The sequence below is a fragment of the Bradyrhizobium sp. Mp19 genome, from assembly GCF_029952935.1.
GTDB lineage: Bacteria > Pseudomonadota > Alphaproteobacteria > Rhizobiales > Xanthobacteraceae > Bradyrhizobium > Bradyrhizobium elkanii.
In genome coordinates this window covers 34,846-52,769 of sequence record NZ_JASAUT010000045.1, presented here as the reverse complement: position 1 = coordinate 52,769, position 17,924 = coordinate 34,846, and the positions used below count along the sequence as shown (strand labels likewise).

At 59.2% G+C, this 17,924-nt stretch carries 17 protein-coding genes; all 17 read left to right on the top strand.

Going from position 1 to position 17,924, the window contains the following annotated elements; genetic code table 11:
* The 17 genes from QJT82_RS34070 to fdxB all read left to right on the top strand — a co-directional run bounded on the left by QJT82_RS34070 (position 1) and on the right by fdxB (position 17,752).
* A complete protein-coding gene (locus QJT82_RS34070) occupies positions 1-237 on the top strand; it encodes a HypC/HybG/HupF family hydrogenase formation chaperone (protein ID WP_075968855.1) in 237 nt (78 codons plus the stop codon).
* Entirely contained in the window at positions 234-1,376 is a 1,143-nt protein-coding gene (gene hypD / locus QJT82_RS34065) for a hydrogenase formation protein HypD (protein WP_028344286.1), read from the top strand. The genes QJT82_RS34070 and hypD overlap by 4 nt, the downstream gene beginning before the upstream one ends.
* The gene (hypE, locus tag QJT82_RS34060) at positions 1,373-2,419 is read left to right on the top strand and encodes a hydrogenase expression/formation protein HypE (protein ID WP_016846853.1); all 1,047 of its coding nucleotides are present in this window, start codon (positions 1,373-1,375) and stop codon (positions 2,417-2,419) included. Before hypD ends, hypE begins: the two co-directional genes overlap by 4 nt.
* A gap of 205 nt (positions 2,420-2,624) precedes the next feature.
* Positions 2,625-3,737 (top strand): alanine dehydrogenase, encoded by a 1,113-nt coding sequence (gene ald / locus QJT82_RS34055; protein ID WP_028344285.1) that lies wholly within the window; start codon positions 2,625-2,627, stop codon positions 3,735-3,737.
* A 558-nt stretch (positions 3,738-4,295) separates the two neighbouring features.
* Positions 4,296-4,490 (top strand): 4Fe-4S binding protein, encoded by a 195-nt coding sequence (locus QJT82_RS34050; RefSeq protein WP_075968854.1) that lies wholly within the window; start codon positions 4,296-4,298, stop codon positions 4,488-4,490.
* Positions 4,491-4,677: 187 nt separating this feature from the next.
* Positions 4,678-6,174, top strand: a complete 1,497-nt coding sequence (sufB, locus tag QJT82_RS34045; protein ID WP_194483392.1) for a Fe-S cluster assembly protein SufB — start codon at positions 4,678-4,680, stop codon at positions 6,172-6,174.
* Positions 6,175-6,243: 69 nt separating this feature from the next.
* The gene (gene sufC, locus QJT82_RS34040; RefSeq protein ID WP_028343124.1) at positions 6,244-6,996 is read left to right on the top strand and encodes a Fe-S cluster assembly ATPase SufC; all 753 of its coding nucleotides are present in this window, start codon (positions 6,244-6,246) and stop codon (positions 6,994-6,996) included.
* A 19-nt stretch (positions 6,997-7,015) separates the two neighbouring features.
* Positions 7,016-8,335 carry a Fe-S cluster assembly protein SufD gene (gene sufD, locus QJT82_RS34035; protein WP_016848149.1) on the top strand — a complete coding sequence of 440 codons (1,320 nt, stop codon included), beginning with the start codon at positions 7,016-7,018 and terminating at the stop codon, positions 8,333-8,335.
* Positions 8,332-9,579, top strand: coding sequence for a cysteine desulfurase (locus QJT82_RS34030; protein WP_016848150.1), 1,248 nt, complete (start codon positions 8,332-8,334; stop codon positions 9,577-9,579). The genes sufD and QJT82_RS34030 overlap by 4 nt, the downstream gene beginning before the upstream one ends.
* Positions 9,580-10,055: 476 nt before the next feature.
* On the top strand, positions 10,056-11,558 hold the full coding sequence (gene nifD / locus QJT82_RS34025) for a nitrogenase molybdenum-iron protein alpha chain (protein ID WP_026192298.1): 1,503 nt from the start codon (positions 10,056-10,058) through the stop codon (positions 11,556-11,558).
* Positions 11,559-11,645: 87 nt separating this feature from the next.
* On the top strand, positions 11,646-13,202 hold the full coding sequence (gene nifK / locus QJT82_RS34020; protein ID WP_018269909.1) for a nitrogenase molybdenum-iron protein subunit beta: 1,557 nt from the start codon (positions 11,646-11,648) through the stop codon (positions 13,200-13,202).
* Positions 13,203-13,298: 96 nt separating this feature from the next.
* The gene (nifE, locus tag QJT82_RS34015) at positions 13,299-14,945 is read left to right on the top strand and encodes a nitrogenase iron-molybdenum cofactor biosynthesis protein NifE (protein WP_028343125.1); all 1,647 of its coding nucleotides are present in this window, start codon (positions 13,299-13,301) and stop codon (positions 14,943-14,945) included.
* 9 nt (positions 14,946-14,954) lie between these two features.
* On the top strand, positions 14,955-16,355 hold the full coding sequence (gene nifN, locus QJT82_RS34010) for a nitrogenase iron-molybdenum cofactor biosynthesis protein NifN (RefSeq protein ID WP_026192299.1): 1,401 nt from the start codon (positions 14,955-14,957) through the stop codon (positions 16,353-16,355).
* Positions 16,352-16,747, top strand: a complete 396-nt coding sequence (gene nifX / locus QJT82_RS34005; RefSeq protein ID WP_016848157.1) for a nitrogen fixation protein NifX — start codon at positions 16,352-16,354, stop codon at positions 16,745-16,747. Before nifN ends, nifX begins: the two co-directional genes overlap by 4 nt.
* 6 nt (positions 16,748-16,753) lie before the next feature.
* Positions 16,754-17,224 carry a NifX-associated nitrogen fixation protein gene (locus QJT82_RS34000; RefSeq protein WP_016848158.1) on the top strand — a complete coding sequence of 157 codons (471 nt, stop codon included), beginning with the start codon at positions 16,754-16,756 and terminating at the stop codon, positions 17,222-17,224.
* Positions 17,225-17,232: 8 nt separating this feature from the next.
* Positions 17,233-17,433: a CCE_0567 family metalloprotein gene (locus QJT82_RS33995; protein WP_016848159.1), complete on the top strand. Its 201-nt coding sequence runs from the start codon at positions 17,233-17,235 to the stop codon at positions 17,431-17,433.
* A gap of 13 nt (positions 17,434-17,446) precedes the next feature.
* Positions 17,447-17,752: a ferredoxin III, nif-specific gene (gene fdxB / locus QJT82_RS33990; RefSeq protein ID WP_016848160.1), complete on the top strand. Its 306-nt coding sequence runs from the start codon at positions 17,447-17,449 to the stop codon at positions 17,750-17,752.
* Positions 17,753-17,924 lie beyond the last annotated feature (172 nt).

Sequence of the window (17,924 nt, the reverse complement as noted above, 5' to 3'; positions counted from 1 at the left end):
ATGTGTCTTTCGGTCCCGGCAAAGATTTCGAAAATTCTTCCCGACGATATGGCGATCGTGTCCATCGATGGGGTTAGCTTGGAAATATCGATCGCTCTCGTCGAGGAGCTCGATGTCGGCGACAACGTTCTTGTCCATGTCGGCTACGCGCTATCCAAGATCGACCCGACAGAAGCCAAGCGCACGTTGGAGCTCCTGCAGGAACTAGGCAGTGCAGGGCGGGAACCCCGATCATGAAATATGCCGATGAATTTCGTGACAAGACCATCGCACAGGGGCTCGCGCGGGCGATTGGCGCCGAAGCCGGTCCGCGACGGGCTTACCGGTTCATGGAATTCTGCGGCGGGCACACTCATGCGATCTCCCGCTACGGCCTCGAGGATTTGTTGCCTGCGAATGTTCGCATGATCCACGGGCCCGGTTGTCCAGTCTGCGTTCTGCCCGCGAGCCGGATCGACATGGCGGTCCGGCTCGCCGAGCGTCCGGAGGTCACTCTGTGCGTGTATGGCGACCTGATGCGCGCGCCCGGGTCGCAGGGGCAGTCCCTGATGCGCGCCAAAGCGCTCGGCGCAGACATTCGGATGGTCTATTCGACGCTCGACGCTATCCGGCTCGCCGAACAGGTGCCAACCAGGGAGGTGGTCTTCTTTGCCATCGGATTTGAGACCACGACGCCCCCGACGGCGGTGATGGTCCGGATTGCCGAAAAGAAGCGGCTGAGGGGCCTCAGCGTGTTCTGCAACCACGTGCTTACGCCCTCTGCGATGCACAGCATTCTCGAGAACCCGAAGATGCGCAACATCGGTGGGGTCGCAATCGATGGCTTCGTCGGTCCTGCACATGTCAGTACGATCATCGGTACGCAGCCTTACGAGCCCCTAGTGGAACAATTCGGTAAGCCGATCGTCATCGCGGGATTTGAACCGCTCGACGTGATGCAGGCAATCCTGATGCTGGTGCGGCAGGTGAACGAAGGCCGCTACGAGGTGGAGAACCAATACAGCCGTGCGGTGACGCGCCAAGGCAATCGTCGCGCCAAGGACGAGGTCTCGCAGGTATTCGAACTGCGTGAACAGTTCGAGTGGCGAGGGCTTGGGCTCGTCCCCAACAGCGGACTGAAGCTGAAGCGGGCTTATGCCGGATTTGATGCCGAGGCGCGCTTTGCGATGCACGAACTGCGTGTCGCCGACAATCCGGCATGCGAGTGCTGCGCGATCCTGCGCGGCGCCAAGCGGCCGGTTGACTGCAAGCTGTTTGGAACCGTCTGCACGCCGGAAACACCCGTTGGGTCCTGCATGGTTTCCTCGGAAGGCGCCTGTGCTGCGTATTGGATCTACGGCCGAGTTCGCGATGATCAGGTGAGGCGGTTGTCATGAGCGTCAAGGATTATCATGGCAAGCTCGACGTCGAGAACGGACGTGTTGATCTTTCCCACGGATCTGGGGGGCGCGCCATGGCACAATTGATCTCCGGCCTTTTTCACCAAGCCTTCGGTAATGAATGGCTCGCCCGCTGCAATGATCAGTCGGCGTTTGAGGTTGCGGCAGGCAGGATGGTGATGACGACCGACGGCTATGTGGTCTCGCCACTGTTTTTTCCTGGCGGCAATATCGGGTCATTGGCTGTGCACGGCACGATCAATGATGTCGTGATGGCCGGCGCGCGTCCGCTCTATCTGTCAGCTAGCTTCATCATCGAGGAGGGTTTTCGGTTTTCGGATCTAAGGACGATTGCGCAGTCGATGGGCGCGGCGGCGCGCGGTGCCGGCGTTTACATCATCACTGGGGATACCAAGGTCGTCGAGCGCGGCAAGGCGGATGGGTTGTTCATCTCTACGACCGGGATCGGGGTTCTGGCCGATGGGCTCGATCTGTCCGCCGACAAAGCAAGGATCGGGGACCGTGTGCTGGTGTCGGGCAGCCTTGGCGATCATGGGGTGGCGATCATGTCAACGCGCCAGAACGCCGCTCTTCAAGTTGAGATCGTCTCGGATTCCGCATCGCTGCATGACTTGGTGGCCGTCATGGTGGCGGCTGGCGGGCGCGGCATCCACGTGATGCGTGACCCCACGCGCGGCGGTCTTGCCGCCACCCTCAACGAGATTGCGCATCAATCTGGCCTCGGGTTCCGTCTGCAGGAAGCGGCCATTCCGGTAAAGCCCGCTGTAGCGGCAACCTGCGAACTCCTTGGGCTTGATCCGATCCATGTCGCTAATGAGGGCAAGCTCGTTGCGATCGTCGCGCCTGGTGTAGCTGATGCCGTGCTTGCGGCCATGAAGGGGCATCCGCTCGGATGCGATGCAGCCGATATTGGCGAGGCCGTAGCTGACGATCACAAATTTGTGCAAGTGGCGACCAGTTTTGGCGGCGGAAGAATTGTCGATTGGTTGTCAGGCGAACAATTGCCTCGGATCTGTTGAACACGCCACGCGCATTTGCGGGGAGCATGAGGGAACGATGATTAGCTCAGCGAGCATGCTCGTCTCAATACGCTTCGCATCTGCTTGTTTGAAATCCTGCGTAGCTAGTCCAAGATCGCTGAATTCCTGCGCCATTTAGGCGCCAGCCTCGCAATATCGTTGCGCTCTTGCGATTAAAAAACCCCTCTAGGCAGGGAGTTTTCAAATGAAGGTCGGAGTCCCCAAGGAAATCAAGGCGCACGAATATCGCGTGGGCCTTACCCCTGGAGCCGTCCGCGAATATGTGGCAGCGGGCCACCGCGTGATGATCGAGGCCAATGCCGGCGCCGGCATTGGTGCAACCGATGACGATTATCGCGCCGCCGGCGCAACGATTCTCGATTCCGCAGGCGAGGTATTTGCATCGAGCGAGATGATCGTAAAGGTTAAGGAGCCTCAACCGTCCGAATGGAGCCAGCTGCGGGAGAGCCAGATCCTCTTCACTTACCTGCATCTGGCGCCGGACCCGGAGCAGGCCAAGGGGCTCCTGAAATCTGGGTGCACCGCGATCGCTTATGAGACCGTAACTGATGCCCATGGTGGTCTTCCACTGCTGGCGCCGATGAGCGAGGTCGCGGGTAGGCTTGCGATCGAAGCTGCGGGTAGTGCGCTGAAGCGCAGTGCAGGCGGACGAGGGCTGTTGATCGGTGGAGTGCCCGGTGTTCAGCCGGCTCGGATCGTGGTGATCGGAGGCGGCGTCGTCGGCACGCACGCCACACGCATGGCGGTCGGTTTGGGCGCGGAGGTCACCATCATCGACCGTTCGATACCCCGGCTCCGCGAGTTGGACGAGCTATTCGAAGGGCGCGTTCGTACCAGATTTTCCACCATCGAATCCTTGGAGGAGGAGGTATTTGCGGCCGATGTGGTCATTGGTGCGGTGCTCGTTCCAGGAGCGAGCGCGCCGAAGCTGGTCCGCCGGAGCATGCTGAGCTCAATGCGCAAAAGGGCGGTCATCGTCGATGTCGCTATCGATCAAGGCGGCTGCTTTGAGACATCGCACCCAACCACTCACGCTGATCCAACTTACGAAGTGGATGGCATCATTCACTACTGCGTCGCGAATATGCCCGGCGCTGTGCCGCTAACCTCGAGCCAGGCACTGAACAACGCCACGCTGCCGTTTGGTTTGGCTCTGGCCAACAAGGGCTTTTCCGCCGTGCTCGATAATCCGCACCTGCGCGCGGGCCTCAATGTCCATCGGGGCCGGCTGACTTACAAGGCGGTTGCCGAGAGTCTCGGGCTCCCCTTCTCTCCGATCGAACAGGCTGCGGCCTGATTCCCAGAGGCCCACACGGGCGTTTCCTCCCTGACTTGGGCCACCCTTCGGGGTGGCTTTTTTTCGGCAATTTCGATCTGCCGAGCCCCGCTGGCGTCTCTTCGGAGTACGGACCGAAGCCGAGGGGGCATCAGACGATCGCGCTTGGCTTTCGGTCGTCCCCGTGATGCCAGCCGAAGTAGTTCCGTCCTCTACAGGGAAAGCAGATTTTCCGGTAATCCGCGGGGATTAACATTGCCTGCCGCGGCTCGCCCAGAAGGACCGCGATCATCGAAGCGACCTTTATCTGCGCGATCGGGCACGACGTTTTTTGGCTGTGCTGTGGAGAGGCGAGCCGGGCTGACGAACGTGGCCTGATCGGCCGACCGCCGCCGGATCGACCCTGCGCTCCAACTATGCGTCGCGATCAAGCTGCCGTGAGGCCGATTGTAGCATTTGCGACAATCGTTGAGGCGGCGACATGCCTTGGAAAATAGCCGAGACAAATCAAGCCCAAGCTCTTTGGCATAAGACTTGAAAGCAAGAAGCGGTCCGCACTTTGCTTATGGAATCGCAGTAATGGCCTACAAGATAATCGCGTCCCAGTGCACCGTCTGTGGCGCGTGTGAGTTCGAATGTCCCAACGCGGCGATCAGCCTGAAGAACGATATATATGTGATCAATCCAGCCAAGTGCACTCAATGTGAGGGTCATTTTGACGCGCCGCAATGCGCTGTCGTTTGCCCAGTGCCCGACACCTGCGTGCCGGCATAAGAGGTCGCCGATGAGGGGAACTCCGGCGCAAAGCAGGATGAAGACTCTAGCGACGGCTCTCTGGGTTGGGGACCTGATTCTCTCACCCGCTGATCCCGCGTTGGCCATGACTTGCACGATCAGCTTGGAGGGTCGCGCTGGGCAATCGTCGTCGGCTAGAGTTTTCCGTGTGGGAGCGGAGTAGACAATGGTAGCTGTACAAGAGACGGTCGAGCGCGTCCGGCGCATCGACGTCGACCAGTATCGATATGGGTTTGAGACGCTGATCGAGTCCGACAAGGCCCCGAAGGGGCTGTCGGAAGACACCGTCCGCTTCATCTCCGCAAAGAAGAATGAACCGGCCTGGATGCTGGAATGGCGCCTGGAGGCGTATCGCCGCTGGCTGACCATGACCGAGCCGACCTGGGCGCGCGTCGACTATCCGAAGATCGACTACCAGGACATCTACTACTACGCGGCGCCGAAGCCGAAGAAGACGCTGTCCTCGATCGACGAGATCGATCCGGAAATCCTCAAGACCTACGAGAAGCTCGGCATCCCCCTGCGCGAGGTCGCGATCCTCGAGGGCGTCGAGCCGCCGCCTGGTGGTGAGCAGACGCCGAACCGCAAGATCGCGGTCGACGCCGTGTTCGATTCGGTCTCGGTTGCGACCACCTTCCAGAAGGAGCTGAAGGCGGCCGGCGTGATCTTCATGCCGATCTCGGAGGCGATCCGCGAGCATCCCGAGCTGGTGCAGAAATATCTCGGCACCGTGGTGCCGACCTCGGACAATTACTTCGCGACATTGAATTCGGCTGTGTTCTCCGACGGCTCGTTCGTCTACGTGCCGCCGGGCGTGCGCTGCCCGATGGAGTTGTCGACCTATTTCCGCATCAACGAGCGCAACACCGGCCAGTTCGAGCGCACGCTGATCATCGCCGACAAGGGCTCCTACGTCTCCTATCTCGAGGGCTGCACCGCGCCGCAGCGCGACGAGAACCAGCTGCACGCCGCCGTGGTCGAGCTCGTCACGCTCGACGATGCCGAGATCAAGTATTCGACGGTGCAGAACTGGTACCCGGGCAATTCGGAAGGCAAGGGCGGCATCTACAATTTCGTCACCAAGCGTGGCGACTGCCGTGGTCGCAATTCGAAGATCTCCTGGACCCAGGTCGAGACCGGTTCGGCGATCACCTGGAAATATCCGAGCTGCATCCTGCGCGGCGACAATTCGAGCGGCGAGTTCTACTCGATCGCGATCTCGAACGGTTTCCAGCAGGTCGACAGCGGCACCAAGATGATCCACCTCGGCAAGAACACGTCGAGCCGGATCATCTCCAAGGGCATCGCCGCCGGGAAGTCGCAGAACACTTATCGCGGCCTGGTCAGCGCCCATCGCAAGGCAACCGGCGCGCGCAACTACACCGCCTGCGACTCGCTTCTGATCGGCGACGAATGCGGCGCGCACACCGTGCCCTATGTCGAGGCCAAGAATTCCTCGGCGACGTTCGAGCATGAAGCGACGACGTCGAAGATTTCCGAGGACGTGCTGTTCTACTGCGTGCAGAGAGGCTTGAGCGAGCAACAGGCCACTGGCCTCGTCGTCAACGGTTTCGCGAAAGACGTGCTGCAAAAGTTGCCGATGGAATTTGCGGTGGAGGCGCAGAAGTTGATCTCTATCTCGCTCGAGGGATCCGTCGGGTAACTAAACGTTTCCGCGAGCCCTTGCGATTGCGGCTTGCGTTCTGGATGACGCATTTCAGGGGCAGGTTAAATGGCGCTACTCGAAGTCCGAGATTTGCATGTTGGTATCGAGGGCTGCGAAATTCTTCGCGGCCTCGATCTTGCGGTCAATGCGGGTGAGGTGCATGCAATCATGGGGCCGAACGGCTCCGGAAAGTCCACACTCAGTCACGTTATCTCCGGCAAGCCCGGCTATCAAGTTAGCGCTGGCCAAATCCTATTCAACGGTGAGGACCTGCTCGCGATGGAGGCAAGCGAGCGCGCGACTAGGGGCGTATTTCTTGCCTTCCAATATCCGGTGGAAATTCCCGGGGCGACCACCATGAACTTCCTGCGCGCGGCGCTGAACGCCCAGCGCAAGGCGCGAGCACAAACGGAATTCTCCACCCCCGATTTTATAAAACGCGTTCGCGAGGTTGCTAATTCGCTCAATATACCGCAAGGCATGCTCAAGCGCGGCCTCAATGTCGGATTTTCCGGCGGCGAGAAGAAACGCAACGAGATTCTGCAGATGGCGCTGCTCGAACCGAGCCTGTGCATCCTGGACGAGATAGATTCCGGTCTCGACATTGACGCGCTGCGGATTGTCGCGGGTGGCATCAACGCTCTGCGTTCGTCGGAGCGCGCGATGATTGTAATCAGCCACTATCGGCGGCTTCTCGACTACATCGTGCCGGACGTTATCCACGTGATGTCGAAAGGGCAGATAAGAAAGAGCGGCGGAAAAGAACTCGCGCTGGAGCTTGAGGCTTGTGGCTACGCACAATTCGAAGACGCGGCGTGACCGCGCACGAGATTTCCCGATGAAGCAGGTTGTGACCAAAACCGCCGCCGGGCGCGCAACGGACAATGTCTTTGCCGCGGCGCATGGACGGTTGCCTGGCTCCGGGCTCGTCGCTCATATCCGTGCGAGGGCGTTCGAAGCCTACGAGCGTGCCGGCCTCCCGCAACGCATCGAGGCCTGGAAATACACCGATCTGCGCGCGCTGATGGGCGCGGTCCTGCCGCTCGCTCCGCGACCCGATGCGGCTGCGCTGGTGCGCGCAGCGGCGTCGGTTAAGCAAACAGCAGTCGATCGGGCGGTCAAACTCGTCTTGGTGGATGGTGTATTCGTACCGGAGCTTTCTGATGTGGACAGTCTGGAAGACGGGGTCGCTGTGCGGTCGCTCCGAGAGGTCCTGGAAGATACGACCGACAGTGCGATGGCCGGCCTGGTGCTGTCGACGACGACTGATGCGGTGATCTCGCTCAATGCGGCAATGGCGACCGATGGCTTCGTGATTACGATCGCTGACGGCGAAGCGGTGAAGCGTCCGATTCAGATCGTTCACGTCACGACCGGATCGTTGGTGTCCAACTTCACGCGTTCCTATCTGCAACTTGGCCAAGGCGCGCATGCGGCCTTAGTGGAGAGTTTCGTCTCGGCTGAAGGCGCGAGCGGCTATCAGACCAACGATGCGACAATTGCCCTGGTTGGTGACGAGGCGAACCTGTCGCATATCCGACTGGCGGCCGACGCCGCTGACGCCGTGCATATCTCATCAAGCATCATCGCGGTCGGCGCAAAAGCGAAGCTCGATTTCTTCAGCATGACTTGTAGCGGCTCCGTCAGTCGCTACCAGGGATTCGTCACGCTGACTGGCGAGGGATCCAAGCTCTCGGCGAACGCCGTCAATCTCATCAGGCACAAGCAGCATGTCGACACGACAATGGTCGTCGATCACGCCGTGCCACATTGCACCAGTCGGGAGAAGTTCCGTGCGGTGATCGACGAATGCGGCCGTTCGGTGCTCCAAGGCCGGATTGTCGTTCGTCCTGGCGCGCAGAAGACGGACGCCACGCTGACGACGCGGGCGCTGCTTCTGTCCGACGAGGCCCGGGCCGACAACAAGCCCGAACTCGAAATCTTGGCCGACGACGTGACTTGCGGCCACGGATCGACGTCAGGTGCGCTGGACGGTGCACTCGTATTTTATCTGCGTGCTCGCGGTCTATCCGAAAAGGACGCGCAGGCGTTGCTGATTGGAGCATTCCTGGGCGAGGCGATTGAGGAAATCGTCCCCGAGAGCCTGCGCGATTTTGTGACCGCGCAAACTGAACACTGGATGCAGGCGCGGAGATGAGCGTGCATCCCGCGATGAGCAATGGCAGGTACGAGGTCAACCGTCTGCGTGCGGACTTTCCTGCGCTGAGCATGACGGTTTATGGCAGGCCGCTGGTCTATCTCGACAATGCCGCCTCGGCTCAGAAGCCGAAGGCGGTACTTGACCGCATGATGCAGGTCTACTCAAGCGAATATGCCAACGTTCATCGCGGTTTGCACTACCTCGCTAACGCTGCGACCGAGGCGTATGAAGGCGCGCGTGCCAAGCTGGCGCAATTTGTGAACGCCCGTCTAAACGAAGAGATCATCTTCACCCGCAGCGCCACCGAGGCAATCAATCTGGTCGCCCAGACCTTCGGCCGTGAACGCGTCACCCCGGGGGATGAGATCGTTCTCTCGATGATGGAACATCATTCCAACATCGTGCCGTGGCATTTTCTCAGAGAGCGCCACGGCGCGGTGATCAAATGGGCACCAGTGGATGATGACGGCAACTTCCTGCTGGATGCCTTTGAGCAGCTCCTGACCCGGCGCACCAAGATGGTTGCGATCACACAAATGTCGAATGCTCTGGGGACCGTCTTACCGGTAAAGGAGGTGGTGAGGATCGCTCATGCTCGCGGTATCCCGGTGCTGATCGATGGTTCGCAAGGATGCGTCCATCTGAACGCCGACGTCTGCGACATCGATTGCGATTTCTACGTGATGACGGGCCACAAACTCTATGGTCCGACCGGCATCGGCGTGCTCTACGGCAAATCTGAGCATCTGGCGTTGATGCCACCCTTCAATGGCGGGGGCGAAATGATCCGTGAGGTCTCACGTACCGGCGTCATCTATGGTGATCCGCCGCACCGCTTCGAGGCGGGTACGCCACCGATCGTCGAGGCGGTCGGTCTGGGGGCGGCTGTGGACTACATCAATTCAATAGGCAAGAAGCAGATCCGCGAGCACGAAAGCGCACTGCTTGCTTACGCTCAGCAGCAGCTGGCGGACATCAACTCCGTGCGCTTGATCGGCACACCAGCCGAGAAGGGGCCGATCATCTCCTTTGATATGAAGGGTGCGCATGCGCATGATATTGCCACCGTCATCGACCGCGCAGGTGTGGCGGTGCGGGCAGGGGCCCATTGCGCGATGCCGCTGCTCAAGCGCTTCGGTGTTCTGGCGACATGCCGTGCGTCCTTCGGCCTCTACAACACACGTGAAGAGATTGATACGCTCGTCGGTGCGCTCATCAAGGCGCGGCAGCTGTTCTCGTGAGACGGCGAGTGGGCCACGTCTAAGTGGCTAGGGAGCTTGCATCGAACTCGGCGGGCGATGACGTCATGCACAAGACCATCATCGTCTTCGCTGAAGGTAAGCATCCGTCGTGCCCGGCAGCATAGATGGTATTGGCAAGCCGGAGCCGCGAGCCACCCACTCGTCCATGTTAGCGGCCGTCCCGCCGCGCGCGATCGCAAAATCTTGCAATCGGCGGCAACTGCGCGTCTTCGAGAACTGCGCGGCGCAACTTGGCGCATAGCCGGCACTTGTTCCATTTCGAACAGGGTCAACGAAGAAGTCTCCGCGCAAAGCGCGATGTCGCGTTCGCAACAACAACCAGCCTCATCGGACGGGCCGCGCTAACTGTGTCTATTTGTTCTGGTTTTTGCGCTCCCGACGGACTGGCATGCTCGTTGCAAAAGTCTTGGTCAGCAAGAAGCACTTCCAACCGCTAACCCTTGAAGGACATCAGCATGAGTCTCGCCACGACCCAGAGCATTGCAGAAATCAGGGCTCGTAACAAACAGCTGATCGACGAGGTGCTGAAGGTCTATCCAGAGAAGACCGCGAAGCGGCGTGCCAAGCATCTCAACGTTCACCAGTCCGGGAAGTCCGATTGCGGAGTCAAGTCCAACATAAAATCCATACCTGGTGTGATGACAATCAGAGGCTGCGCCTATGCAGGATCCAAGGGGGTGGTCTGGGGGCCGATCAAGGACATGGTCCATATCAGCCACGGCCCGGTTGGCTGCGGCCAGTATTCGTGGGGCTCGCGTCGTAACTATTACGTTGGCACAACGGGCATCGATAGTTTTGTAACCCTGCAATTCACCTCCGATTTCCAGGAGAAGGACATCGTATTCGGTGGCGACAAGAAGCTGGTCAAAGTCCTTGACGAAATCCAGGAGCTTTTCCCGCTCAACCACGGCATCACCATCCAATCGGAATGCCCGATCGGATTGATCGGGGACGACATCGAGGCCGTGTCAAGGTCGAAATCCAAGGAATATGGTGGCAAGACCATCGTGCCTGTCCGCTGTGAGGGCTTTCGCGGCGTGTCGCAGTCGCTTGGCCACCACATCGCCAACGACGCGGTGCGCGATTGGATTTTCGACAAGCTCGACCCCGACGGCAAACCAAAGTTCGAGCCGACGCCCTACGATGTTGCGATCATTGGTGACTACAATATCGGCGGCGACGCCTGGTCATCGCGAATTCTGCTGGAGGAAATGGGCCTGCGGGTGATTGCACAGTGGTCCGGCGACGGTTCACTCGCCGAGCTCGAAGCAACGCCGAAGGCGAAGCTCAACATTCTGCATTGCTACCGTTCGATGAACTACATCTCGCGTCATATGGAGGAGAAGTTCGGTATCCCCTGGTGCGAGTACAACTTCTTCGGACCTTCAAAGATCGCAGAATCGCTGCGCAAGATTGCCGGCTATTTCGACGACAAGATCAAGGAGGGTGCCGAGCGGGTGATCGAAAAGTACCAGCCGCTGGTGAACGCCGTGATCGCAAAATATCGCCCGCGCCTGCAGGGCAAGACGGTGATGCTGTACGTCGGCGGGCTTCGTCCGCGTCATGTGATTGGCGCCTACGAGGACCTCGGCATGGAAGTCGTGGGAACCGGATACGAGTTCGGTCATAACGACGACTATCAGCGCACCGCACAGCATTATGTAAAGGACAGCACGCTCATCTACGACGATGTCAACGGCTATGAGTTCGAGCGCTTCGTGGAAAAGCTCCAGCCTGATCTGGTCGGCTCGGGCATCAAGGAAAAGTACGTTTTCCAAAAGATGGGTGTGCCGTTCCGGCAGATGCATTCCTGGGACTATTCGGGCCCATATCACGGCTATGACGGCTTTGCGATCTTTGCGCGCGACATGGACATGGCTGTCAACTCGCCGATCTGGAAGAAGATGAAGGCACCTTGGAAGGAAGCCTCGAAAGCCAAGCTCTTGGCTGCAGAGTAACAAGCACTTGGTTTCACAATAGAGCAACCGATCCCGCTCTCTGCGGAGAGTTGGGCGATATCAATTTCGATAGTGAAGGATCCTAACATGGCGCAGAGTGCAGAACATGTGCTCGATCATCTCGAACTGTTCCGCGGTCCAGAATACCAACAAATGCTGGCCGACAAGAAGTTGTTCGAAAATCCCCGCGATCCTGCCGAGGTCGAACGTATCAAGGAATGGACGAAAACCCCCGAATATCGCGAAAAGAATTTCGCGCGGGAGGCGCTTGCGGTAAATCCGGCCAAAGCCTGCCAGCCGCTTGGCGCCGTTTTCGTCTCAGTCGGTTTTGAGGGCACGCTGCCCTTCGTCCATGGCTCGCAAGGCTGCGTGGCCTATTACCGCAGCCATCTGTCGCGGCACTTTAAGGAGCCGAGCTCCTGCGTGTCTTCGTCGATGACGGAAGACGCCGCTGTGTTCGGGGGGCTGAACAATATGATCGACGGCCTCGCCAACAGCTATAACATGTACAAACCCAAGATGATTGCGGTCTCGACGACCTGCATGGCTGAGGTAATCGGCGATGACCTCAACGCCTTCATCAAGACGTCGAAGGAAAAAGGCTCGGTTCCGGCAGAGTTCGACGTGCCGTTCGCACATACGCCGGCGTTCGTCGGCAGCCACGTCACGGGCTACGACAACGCACTCAAGGGCATTCTCGAGCATTTTTGGGACGGCAAGGCCGGAACGGCGCCGAAGCTGGAGCGCAAGCCAAATGAGGCAATCAACATCATCGGCGGCTTTGATGGCAATACCGTTGGAAATCTTCGCGAGATCAAGCGAATCTTGGCATTGATGGGCATCGAACATACGATTCTCGCCGATAACTCTGAAGTCTTCGATACCCCGACCGACGGCGAGTTCCGGATGTATGACGGCGGCACCACGCTGGAAGACGCGGCGAACGCGATTCACGCCAAGGCGACAATCTCCATGCAGCAATGGTGTACGGAAAAAACGCTGCCGTTCGTGTCCGAGCATGGCCAGGACGTCGTGTCTTTCAATTACCCGGTCGGTGTGTCCGCAACAGATGATTTTCTCGTGGCGTTATCACGCATCAGCGGCAAGGAGATTCCGGAGGAGCTCGCGCGAGAGCGTGGCCGCTTGGTTGATGCCATCGCGGACTCCAGCGCGCATATCCATGGCAAGAAGTTCGCGATCTATGGCGATCCTGATCTCTGCTATGGGTTGGCTGCCTTTCTGCTCGAACTCGGCGCCGAACCGACCCATGTGCTGTCCACCAATGGCAACAAGGCGTGGCAGGAAAAAATGCAGGCGCTGTTTGCAAGCTCGCCATTTGGTCAGGCCTGCCAAGCCTATCCGGGGCGGGACCTCTGGCACATGCGCTCGCTCTTGTTCACGGAGCCGGTTGACTTTCTGATTGGCAATACACACGGCAAGTACCTGGAACGGGACACGGGAACGCCACTAATCCGCATCGGGTTTCCAATTTTTGATCGGCATCACCATCACCGCTCCCCCGTGTGGGGCTATCAGGGCGGCCTGAATGTACTGGTGAAGATCCTCGACAAGATCTTCGACGAAATCGACAAGAAGACCAATGTTCTTGGCAAGACTGACTATAGCTTCGACATCATTCGTTGATGGCGGAGAGTGCGCGTGCCATCGCCGGAACACTCGCCGATGGCGCGCGTGCAAGATGGTCGGCAGAGAGTTGCTTTCGCAGAGAGGAAAAAGCTGATGAGTTCGCTAGCGGCCACGGTCCAGGATATCTTCAGCGAGCCGGGCTGCGCCAAGAATGGCAATAAGTCGGAGGCTGAGCGCAAGAAGGGTTGCACCAAGCAACTGCAGCCGGGCGGCGCTGCGGGCGGGTGTGCCTTCGACGGCGCCAAGATTGCGCTGCAGCCCTTTACCGACGTCGCTCACCTCGTGCATGGTCCGATCGCATGCGAAGGCAATTCTTGGGACAATCGCGGCGCGGCGTCCTCCGGCTCTAGTCTGTGGCGCACGGCATTCACAACCGATATGAGCGAAACCGATATCGTATTTGGGGGCGAGAAGCGGCTCTGCAAAGCGATCAAAGAGATCATCGACAAGCGCGACCCGCCCGCAATCTTCGTCTATCAGACCTGCATCCCGGCCATGATCGGCGACGATATCAACGCGGTCTGCAAGGCGGCGTCTCAAAGGTTCGGCAAGCCGGTGATTCCGATCAATTCCCCGGGGTTCGTTGGTTCCAAGAACCTCGGTAACAAGCTCGCCGGCGAGGCCTTGCTCGACTATGTAATCGGAACGCAGGAGCCGGACTACGCCACGCCGTACGATGTAAACCTGATCGGAGAATTTAATCTCTCGGGAGAGCTCTGGCAGGTAAAGCCGTTGTTCGAAGAGCTTGGCATCCGGATTCTGTCTTGCATCTCGGGCGATGGCAAATATCGCGAAGTCGCTTCATCCCATCGCGCACGGGCAGCGATGCTGGTGTGCTCGAAGGCCATGGTCAACGTCGCACGCAAGATGGAGGAACGCTACGGGATCCCGTTCTTCGAAGGGTCATTCTACGGTATTCAGGATTCGAGCTATTCGCTGCGCCAGATTGCCCGCTTATTGGTTGAACGTGGCGCGCCGCAAGAGCTGCTCGGGCGCACCGAAGCGGTGATCGCACGCGAGGAGGCGAGAGCGTGGGCTGCGATCGAGCCGTACAAGCCACGATTCAAAGGCAAGAAGGCTTTATTGATTACCGGCGGCGTCAAGTCATGGTCGGTCGTTGCGGCGCTACAGGAAGCCGGCCTTGAAATGGTCGGAACCAGTGTGAAGAAGTCGACGAGGGAGGACAAGGAACGCATCAAGCTGCTCATGGGGCAAGATGCCCACATGATCGAGGATATGACGCCGCGCGAAATGTACAGAATGCTGAAGGACGCCAAGGCGGACATCATGCTCTCGGGCGGCAAATCGCAGTTCGTTGCATTGAAGGCGGCGATGCCTTGGCTCGATGTCAACCAGGAGCGTTGCCACGCCTATATGGGTTATGTCGGAATGGTCAAGCTGGTGGAGGAGATCGCTAAGTCGCTCTCTAACCCGATGTGGGACCAGCTACGTCGACCGGCGCCATGGGAGGCTTTGGCCAACGCGATGTTGCAGATGCAATCGCCGGTGGCGGCGATCGCGCGCGATCCGGCGCTCGCCGAAGCGGCGCGGCGAGCGAGAAAGATCTGCTCCTGTAACACGGTCGATCTCGGCACGATCGAAGATGCGATCTACGCGCATGGCCTGAGGAGCGTCGAGGCAGTCAGAAATCACACCAATGCCGTCGGTGGCTGCTGCAAGCGACGCATCGAGGACGTCCTGGCGTCCGCGCCGCCCGCCGGGCTGCAGGCCGCCGAATAGGAAGGTGTCATGGCCATCGCGACGTTGCCGACAAAAGCATGCGCGGTTAACCCGTTGAAGATGAGCCAGCCGATCGGCGGCGCATTTGCGTTCATGGGGCTAAGCGGGGCGATGCCGCTTTTGCACGGCTCACAAGGTTGCACCTCCTTCGGGCTCACCCTCTTTGTGCGGCATTTCAAGGAGGCTGTACCGCTGCAGACCACTGCGATGAGCGAGGTCGCGACCGTGCTCGGCGGCTATGAGAATCTCGAGCAGGCGATACTCAATATCTACAATCGTACCAAGCCAAAGATCATCGGAATCTGCTCGACCGGTGTCACCGAGACCAATGGAGACGATGTCGATGCCTACCTCAAGCTGATCCGGGACAAGCATCCGCAGCTTGCGAAATTACCGCTGGTTTATGTCTCGACGCCTGATTTCAAGGGGGCGTTCCAGGACGGCTGGGAGAAGGCCGTGGCGAGCATTGTGGAGTTGCTGGTGGAAGGGCCAAACGTCAATGGCCTGCGCGATCCATCGAGGGTGAATGTTCTTCCAGGATGCCACCTCACGCCGGGTGATCTTGATGAACTTCGTGCCATCCTGGAGGATTTTGGGTTGCGGCCGTCCTTCCTGCCTGATCTGGCGGGGTCGCTCGACGGGCATATCCCTGATGACTTTACCCCAACGACCATCGGCGGCATCGGCGTGGACGAAATCGCGAGCATGGGCCGCGCAGGGTGGACTATCGCGATAGGCGGGCAGATGCGGCGAGCAGCAGAGGTCATGCAGGCCAGGACCGGCGTGCCATTTCGCCTGTTCGAACGGTTATGCGGTCTCGGTCCGAACGACGAATTCGTGACTTTTCTGAGCGAGATCAGCGGCCGCCCCGTGCCATCGAAATATCGGCGCCAGCGCGGCCAGCTCACTGACGCAATGCTGGACGCGCACTTCCATATTGGTGGTCGCAAACTTGCAATCGCGGCCGAGCCAGACCTGCTGTTCGACCTGTCCAGTATGCTGCACGAGATGGGCGCGCAGGTGAGCGCGGCGGTGACGACCACGCAGTCGGCGGTGATCGAGCGGATCAAGACCAAGGAGGTGCTGATCGGCGATCTTGAGGATCTGGAAGAGCTAGCCAGAACAAAGCATTGCGACCTGCTGATCACGCATTCGCATGGCAGGCAAGCGGCGGCTCGGCTGAAAATCCCGTTCTATCGAGCCGGTTTTCCGATGTTCGATCGGCTTGGTGCAGGGCACCAGCTATCCGTCGGTTATCGTGGTACGCGCGCTCTGATCTTTGATATCGCCAATCTTGTGATCGCGGACCGCGAGGAGAATCATCAGCCGACGCCCGATAGATGGAGGCCTTTGGCGGCACTGCCGCTAACGTCGGGCCACCGCAGCGCAGCTGAGAGGTCGACTGCATGAAGGTCGCATTCGCCACGCAAGACCTAAGACGCGTCGATGCCCATTTTGGGTGGGCAAAGAATATCGCTATCTACGATGTCGCGCCAAACGGGCACGTGTTTCTCAAAGCGGTTGAGTTCGAAGGAGATCTCAAGGAAGACGGCAACGACGACAAGCTGGCGCCGAAGATCGAGGCGATCAAAGATTGCGCGATCCTGTACGTTGCCGCCATCGGCGGTGCCGGTGCTGCGCGGGTCGTGGCCAACAACATCCATCCTATCAAGGTGAACAAGCCAGAAAACATCCTAGCGCTGCTCGAAAAGCTCGAGCGCGTATTGAACGGCACGCCGCCGCCGTGGCTACGCAAGGCCTTGGCGAAGGACCAACGGCGCACATTCGAGTTCGACGAATGAGGTGAGATGACCGAGGCCACAGAAATGGCGCAGCAGGGCGACGCCCTCGATTCCCCGTTCCTCAAGGAACTGGTCAAGATATGGCGCGCTCAGGATACCTACGAAGCCTGGGAGGCCAAGAGCGATTTCGAGCTGCTTGAACCCTATATCTTGGACAAGGAGAAGCGACGGGCACTGCCGATTGTCGGCGATCCTGATCCCGACACGCTGTGGCGGCTGGAGCTGTTCTTCAATGCAGTCGCACTCTCGATCGAGAGGGCTACCGGCGTGATGATCCAGCCGATGCTGAAGATGCATCATGAAGGTTTTGGCCGCATGGTGCTGATCGGGGGGCGGCTGATCGCCGTGAACAGGCAGCTGCGCGATATGCATCGCTTCGGCTTCGATAACCTCGCAAAGCTCGCGCAGGAGGGTGACAAATATGTCAGGGGCGGAATCGACTTGATTCGGAAATTTCCGGACGTGGCAAACTATTGAGGGCATTCATGAGCGATCGTGAACTACTGAAGGCGGAGCTAAAGAAACTTTCGGCCAAAGCGCTCCAGGCCAAAATGGATCTGCACGACCTCTCGGAAGAACTTCCCATCAACTGGACATCGATCATGGTGGTGGCGCAGAAGGCGCATGATGCCTATGCCGAACTCGAACGCAAGAGCCATGATTTGAAGGCGCTGGAAGTTAACTAGAGGAGGCCGATTCATGTCATTTGCAACGCGTGATGGCCGCGACTGGACGCCGGACTACTTGATCTCGATAGATGCCAACAAGTGCATCGGCTGTGGCCGGTGTTTCAAGGTGTGCGGTCGAGATGTCATGACGTTGAGGGGGATCAACGAAAGTGGCGAACTTGTCGACCTCGACAATGACGATGACGATGACGACGAAATTGAAAAGAAGATCATGGTTTTGAATGATCAGGGCGCCTGCATCGGCTGCGGAGCCTGCGCCAGAGTTTGCCCGGCCAGTTGTCAGACCCACGGATCAGCCGCAACCGAAGCTGCGTAAGCCGAAGGCCGGGTCTGTCCCTACGGCAGGCGTGCGGCATGTAGCGGGCGAGAGCCATTGCTGGTCGCGTGCAACACGGGCGTGAAGATCAGGCCGGCCTGCGCTGATAGTCTCGATGGTCTAGACGACCTGCCGCGGCCCGACGATGCCGCTGCACCGAACGGCGGGGACA

Bases quoted from the DNA above. Each gene is read 5' to 3' on its own strand.
- QJT82_RS34070 (WP_075968855.1), top strand. From the start codon at position 1: ATGTGTCTTTCGGTCCCGGCAAAGATTTCGAAAATTCTTCCCGACGAT.
- hypD (WP_028344286.1), top strand. From the start codon at position 234: ATGAAATATGCCGATGAATTTCGTGACAAGACCATCGCACAGGGGCTC.
- hypE (WP_016846853.1), top strand. From the start codon at position 1,373: ATGAGCGTCAAGGATTATCATGGCAAGCTCGACGTCGAGAACGGACGT.
- ald (WP_028344285.1), top strand. From the start codon at position 2,625: ATGAAGGTCGGAGTCCCCAAGGAAATCAAGGCGCACGAATATCGCGTG.
- QJT82_RS34050 (WP_075968854.1), top strand. From the start codon at position 4,296: ATGGCCTACAAGATAATCGCGTCCCAGTGCACCGTCTGTGGCGCGTGT.
- sufB (WP_194483392.1), top strand. From the start codon at position 4,678: ATGGTAGCTGTACAAGAGACGGTCGAGCGCGTCCGGCGCATCGACGTC.
- sufC (WP_028343124.1), top strand. From the start codon at position 6,244: ATGGCGCTACTCGAAGTCCGAGATTTGCATGTTGGTATCGAGGGCTGC.
- sufD (WP_016848149.1), top strand. From the start codon at position 7,016: ATGAAGCAGGTTGTGACCAAAACCGCCGCCGGGCGCGCAACGGACAAT.
- QJT82_RS34030 (WP_016848150.1), top strand. From the start codon at position 8,332: ATGAGCGTGCATCCCGCGATGAGCAATGGCAGGTACGAGGTCAACCGT.
- nifD (WP_026192298.1), top strand. From the start codon at position 10,056: ATGAGTCTCGCCACGACCCAGAGCATTGCAGAAATCAGGGCTCGTAAC.
- nifK (WP_018269909.1), top strand. From the start codon at position 11,646: ATGGCGCAGAGTGCAGAACATGTGCTCGATCATCTCGAACTGTTCCGC.
- nifE (WP_028343125.1), top strand. From the start codon at position 13,299: ATGAGTTCGCTAGCGGCCACGGTCCAGGATATCTTCAGCGAGCCGGGC.
- nifN (WP_026192299.1), top strand. From the start codon at position 14,955: ATGGCCATCGCGACGTTGCCGACAAAAGCATGCGCGGTTAACCCGTTG.
- nifX (WP_016848157.1), top strand. From the start codon at position 16,352: ATGAAGGTCGCATTCGCCACGCAAGACCTAAGACGCGTCGATGCCCAT.
- QJT82_RS34000 (WP_016848158.1), top strand. From the start codon at position 16,754: ATGACCGAGGCCACAGAAATGGCGCAGCAGGGCGACGCCCTCGATTCC.
- QJT82_RS33995 (WP_016848159.1), top strand. From the start codon at position 17,233: ATGAGCGATCGTGAACTACTGAAGGCGGAGCTAAAGAAACTTTCGGCC.
- fdxB (WP_016848160.1), top strand. From the start codon at position 17,447: ATGTCATTTGCAACGCGTGATGGCCGCGACTGGACGCCGGACTACTTG.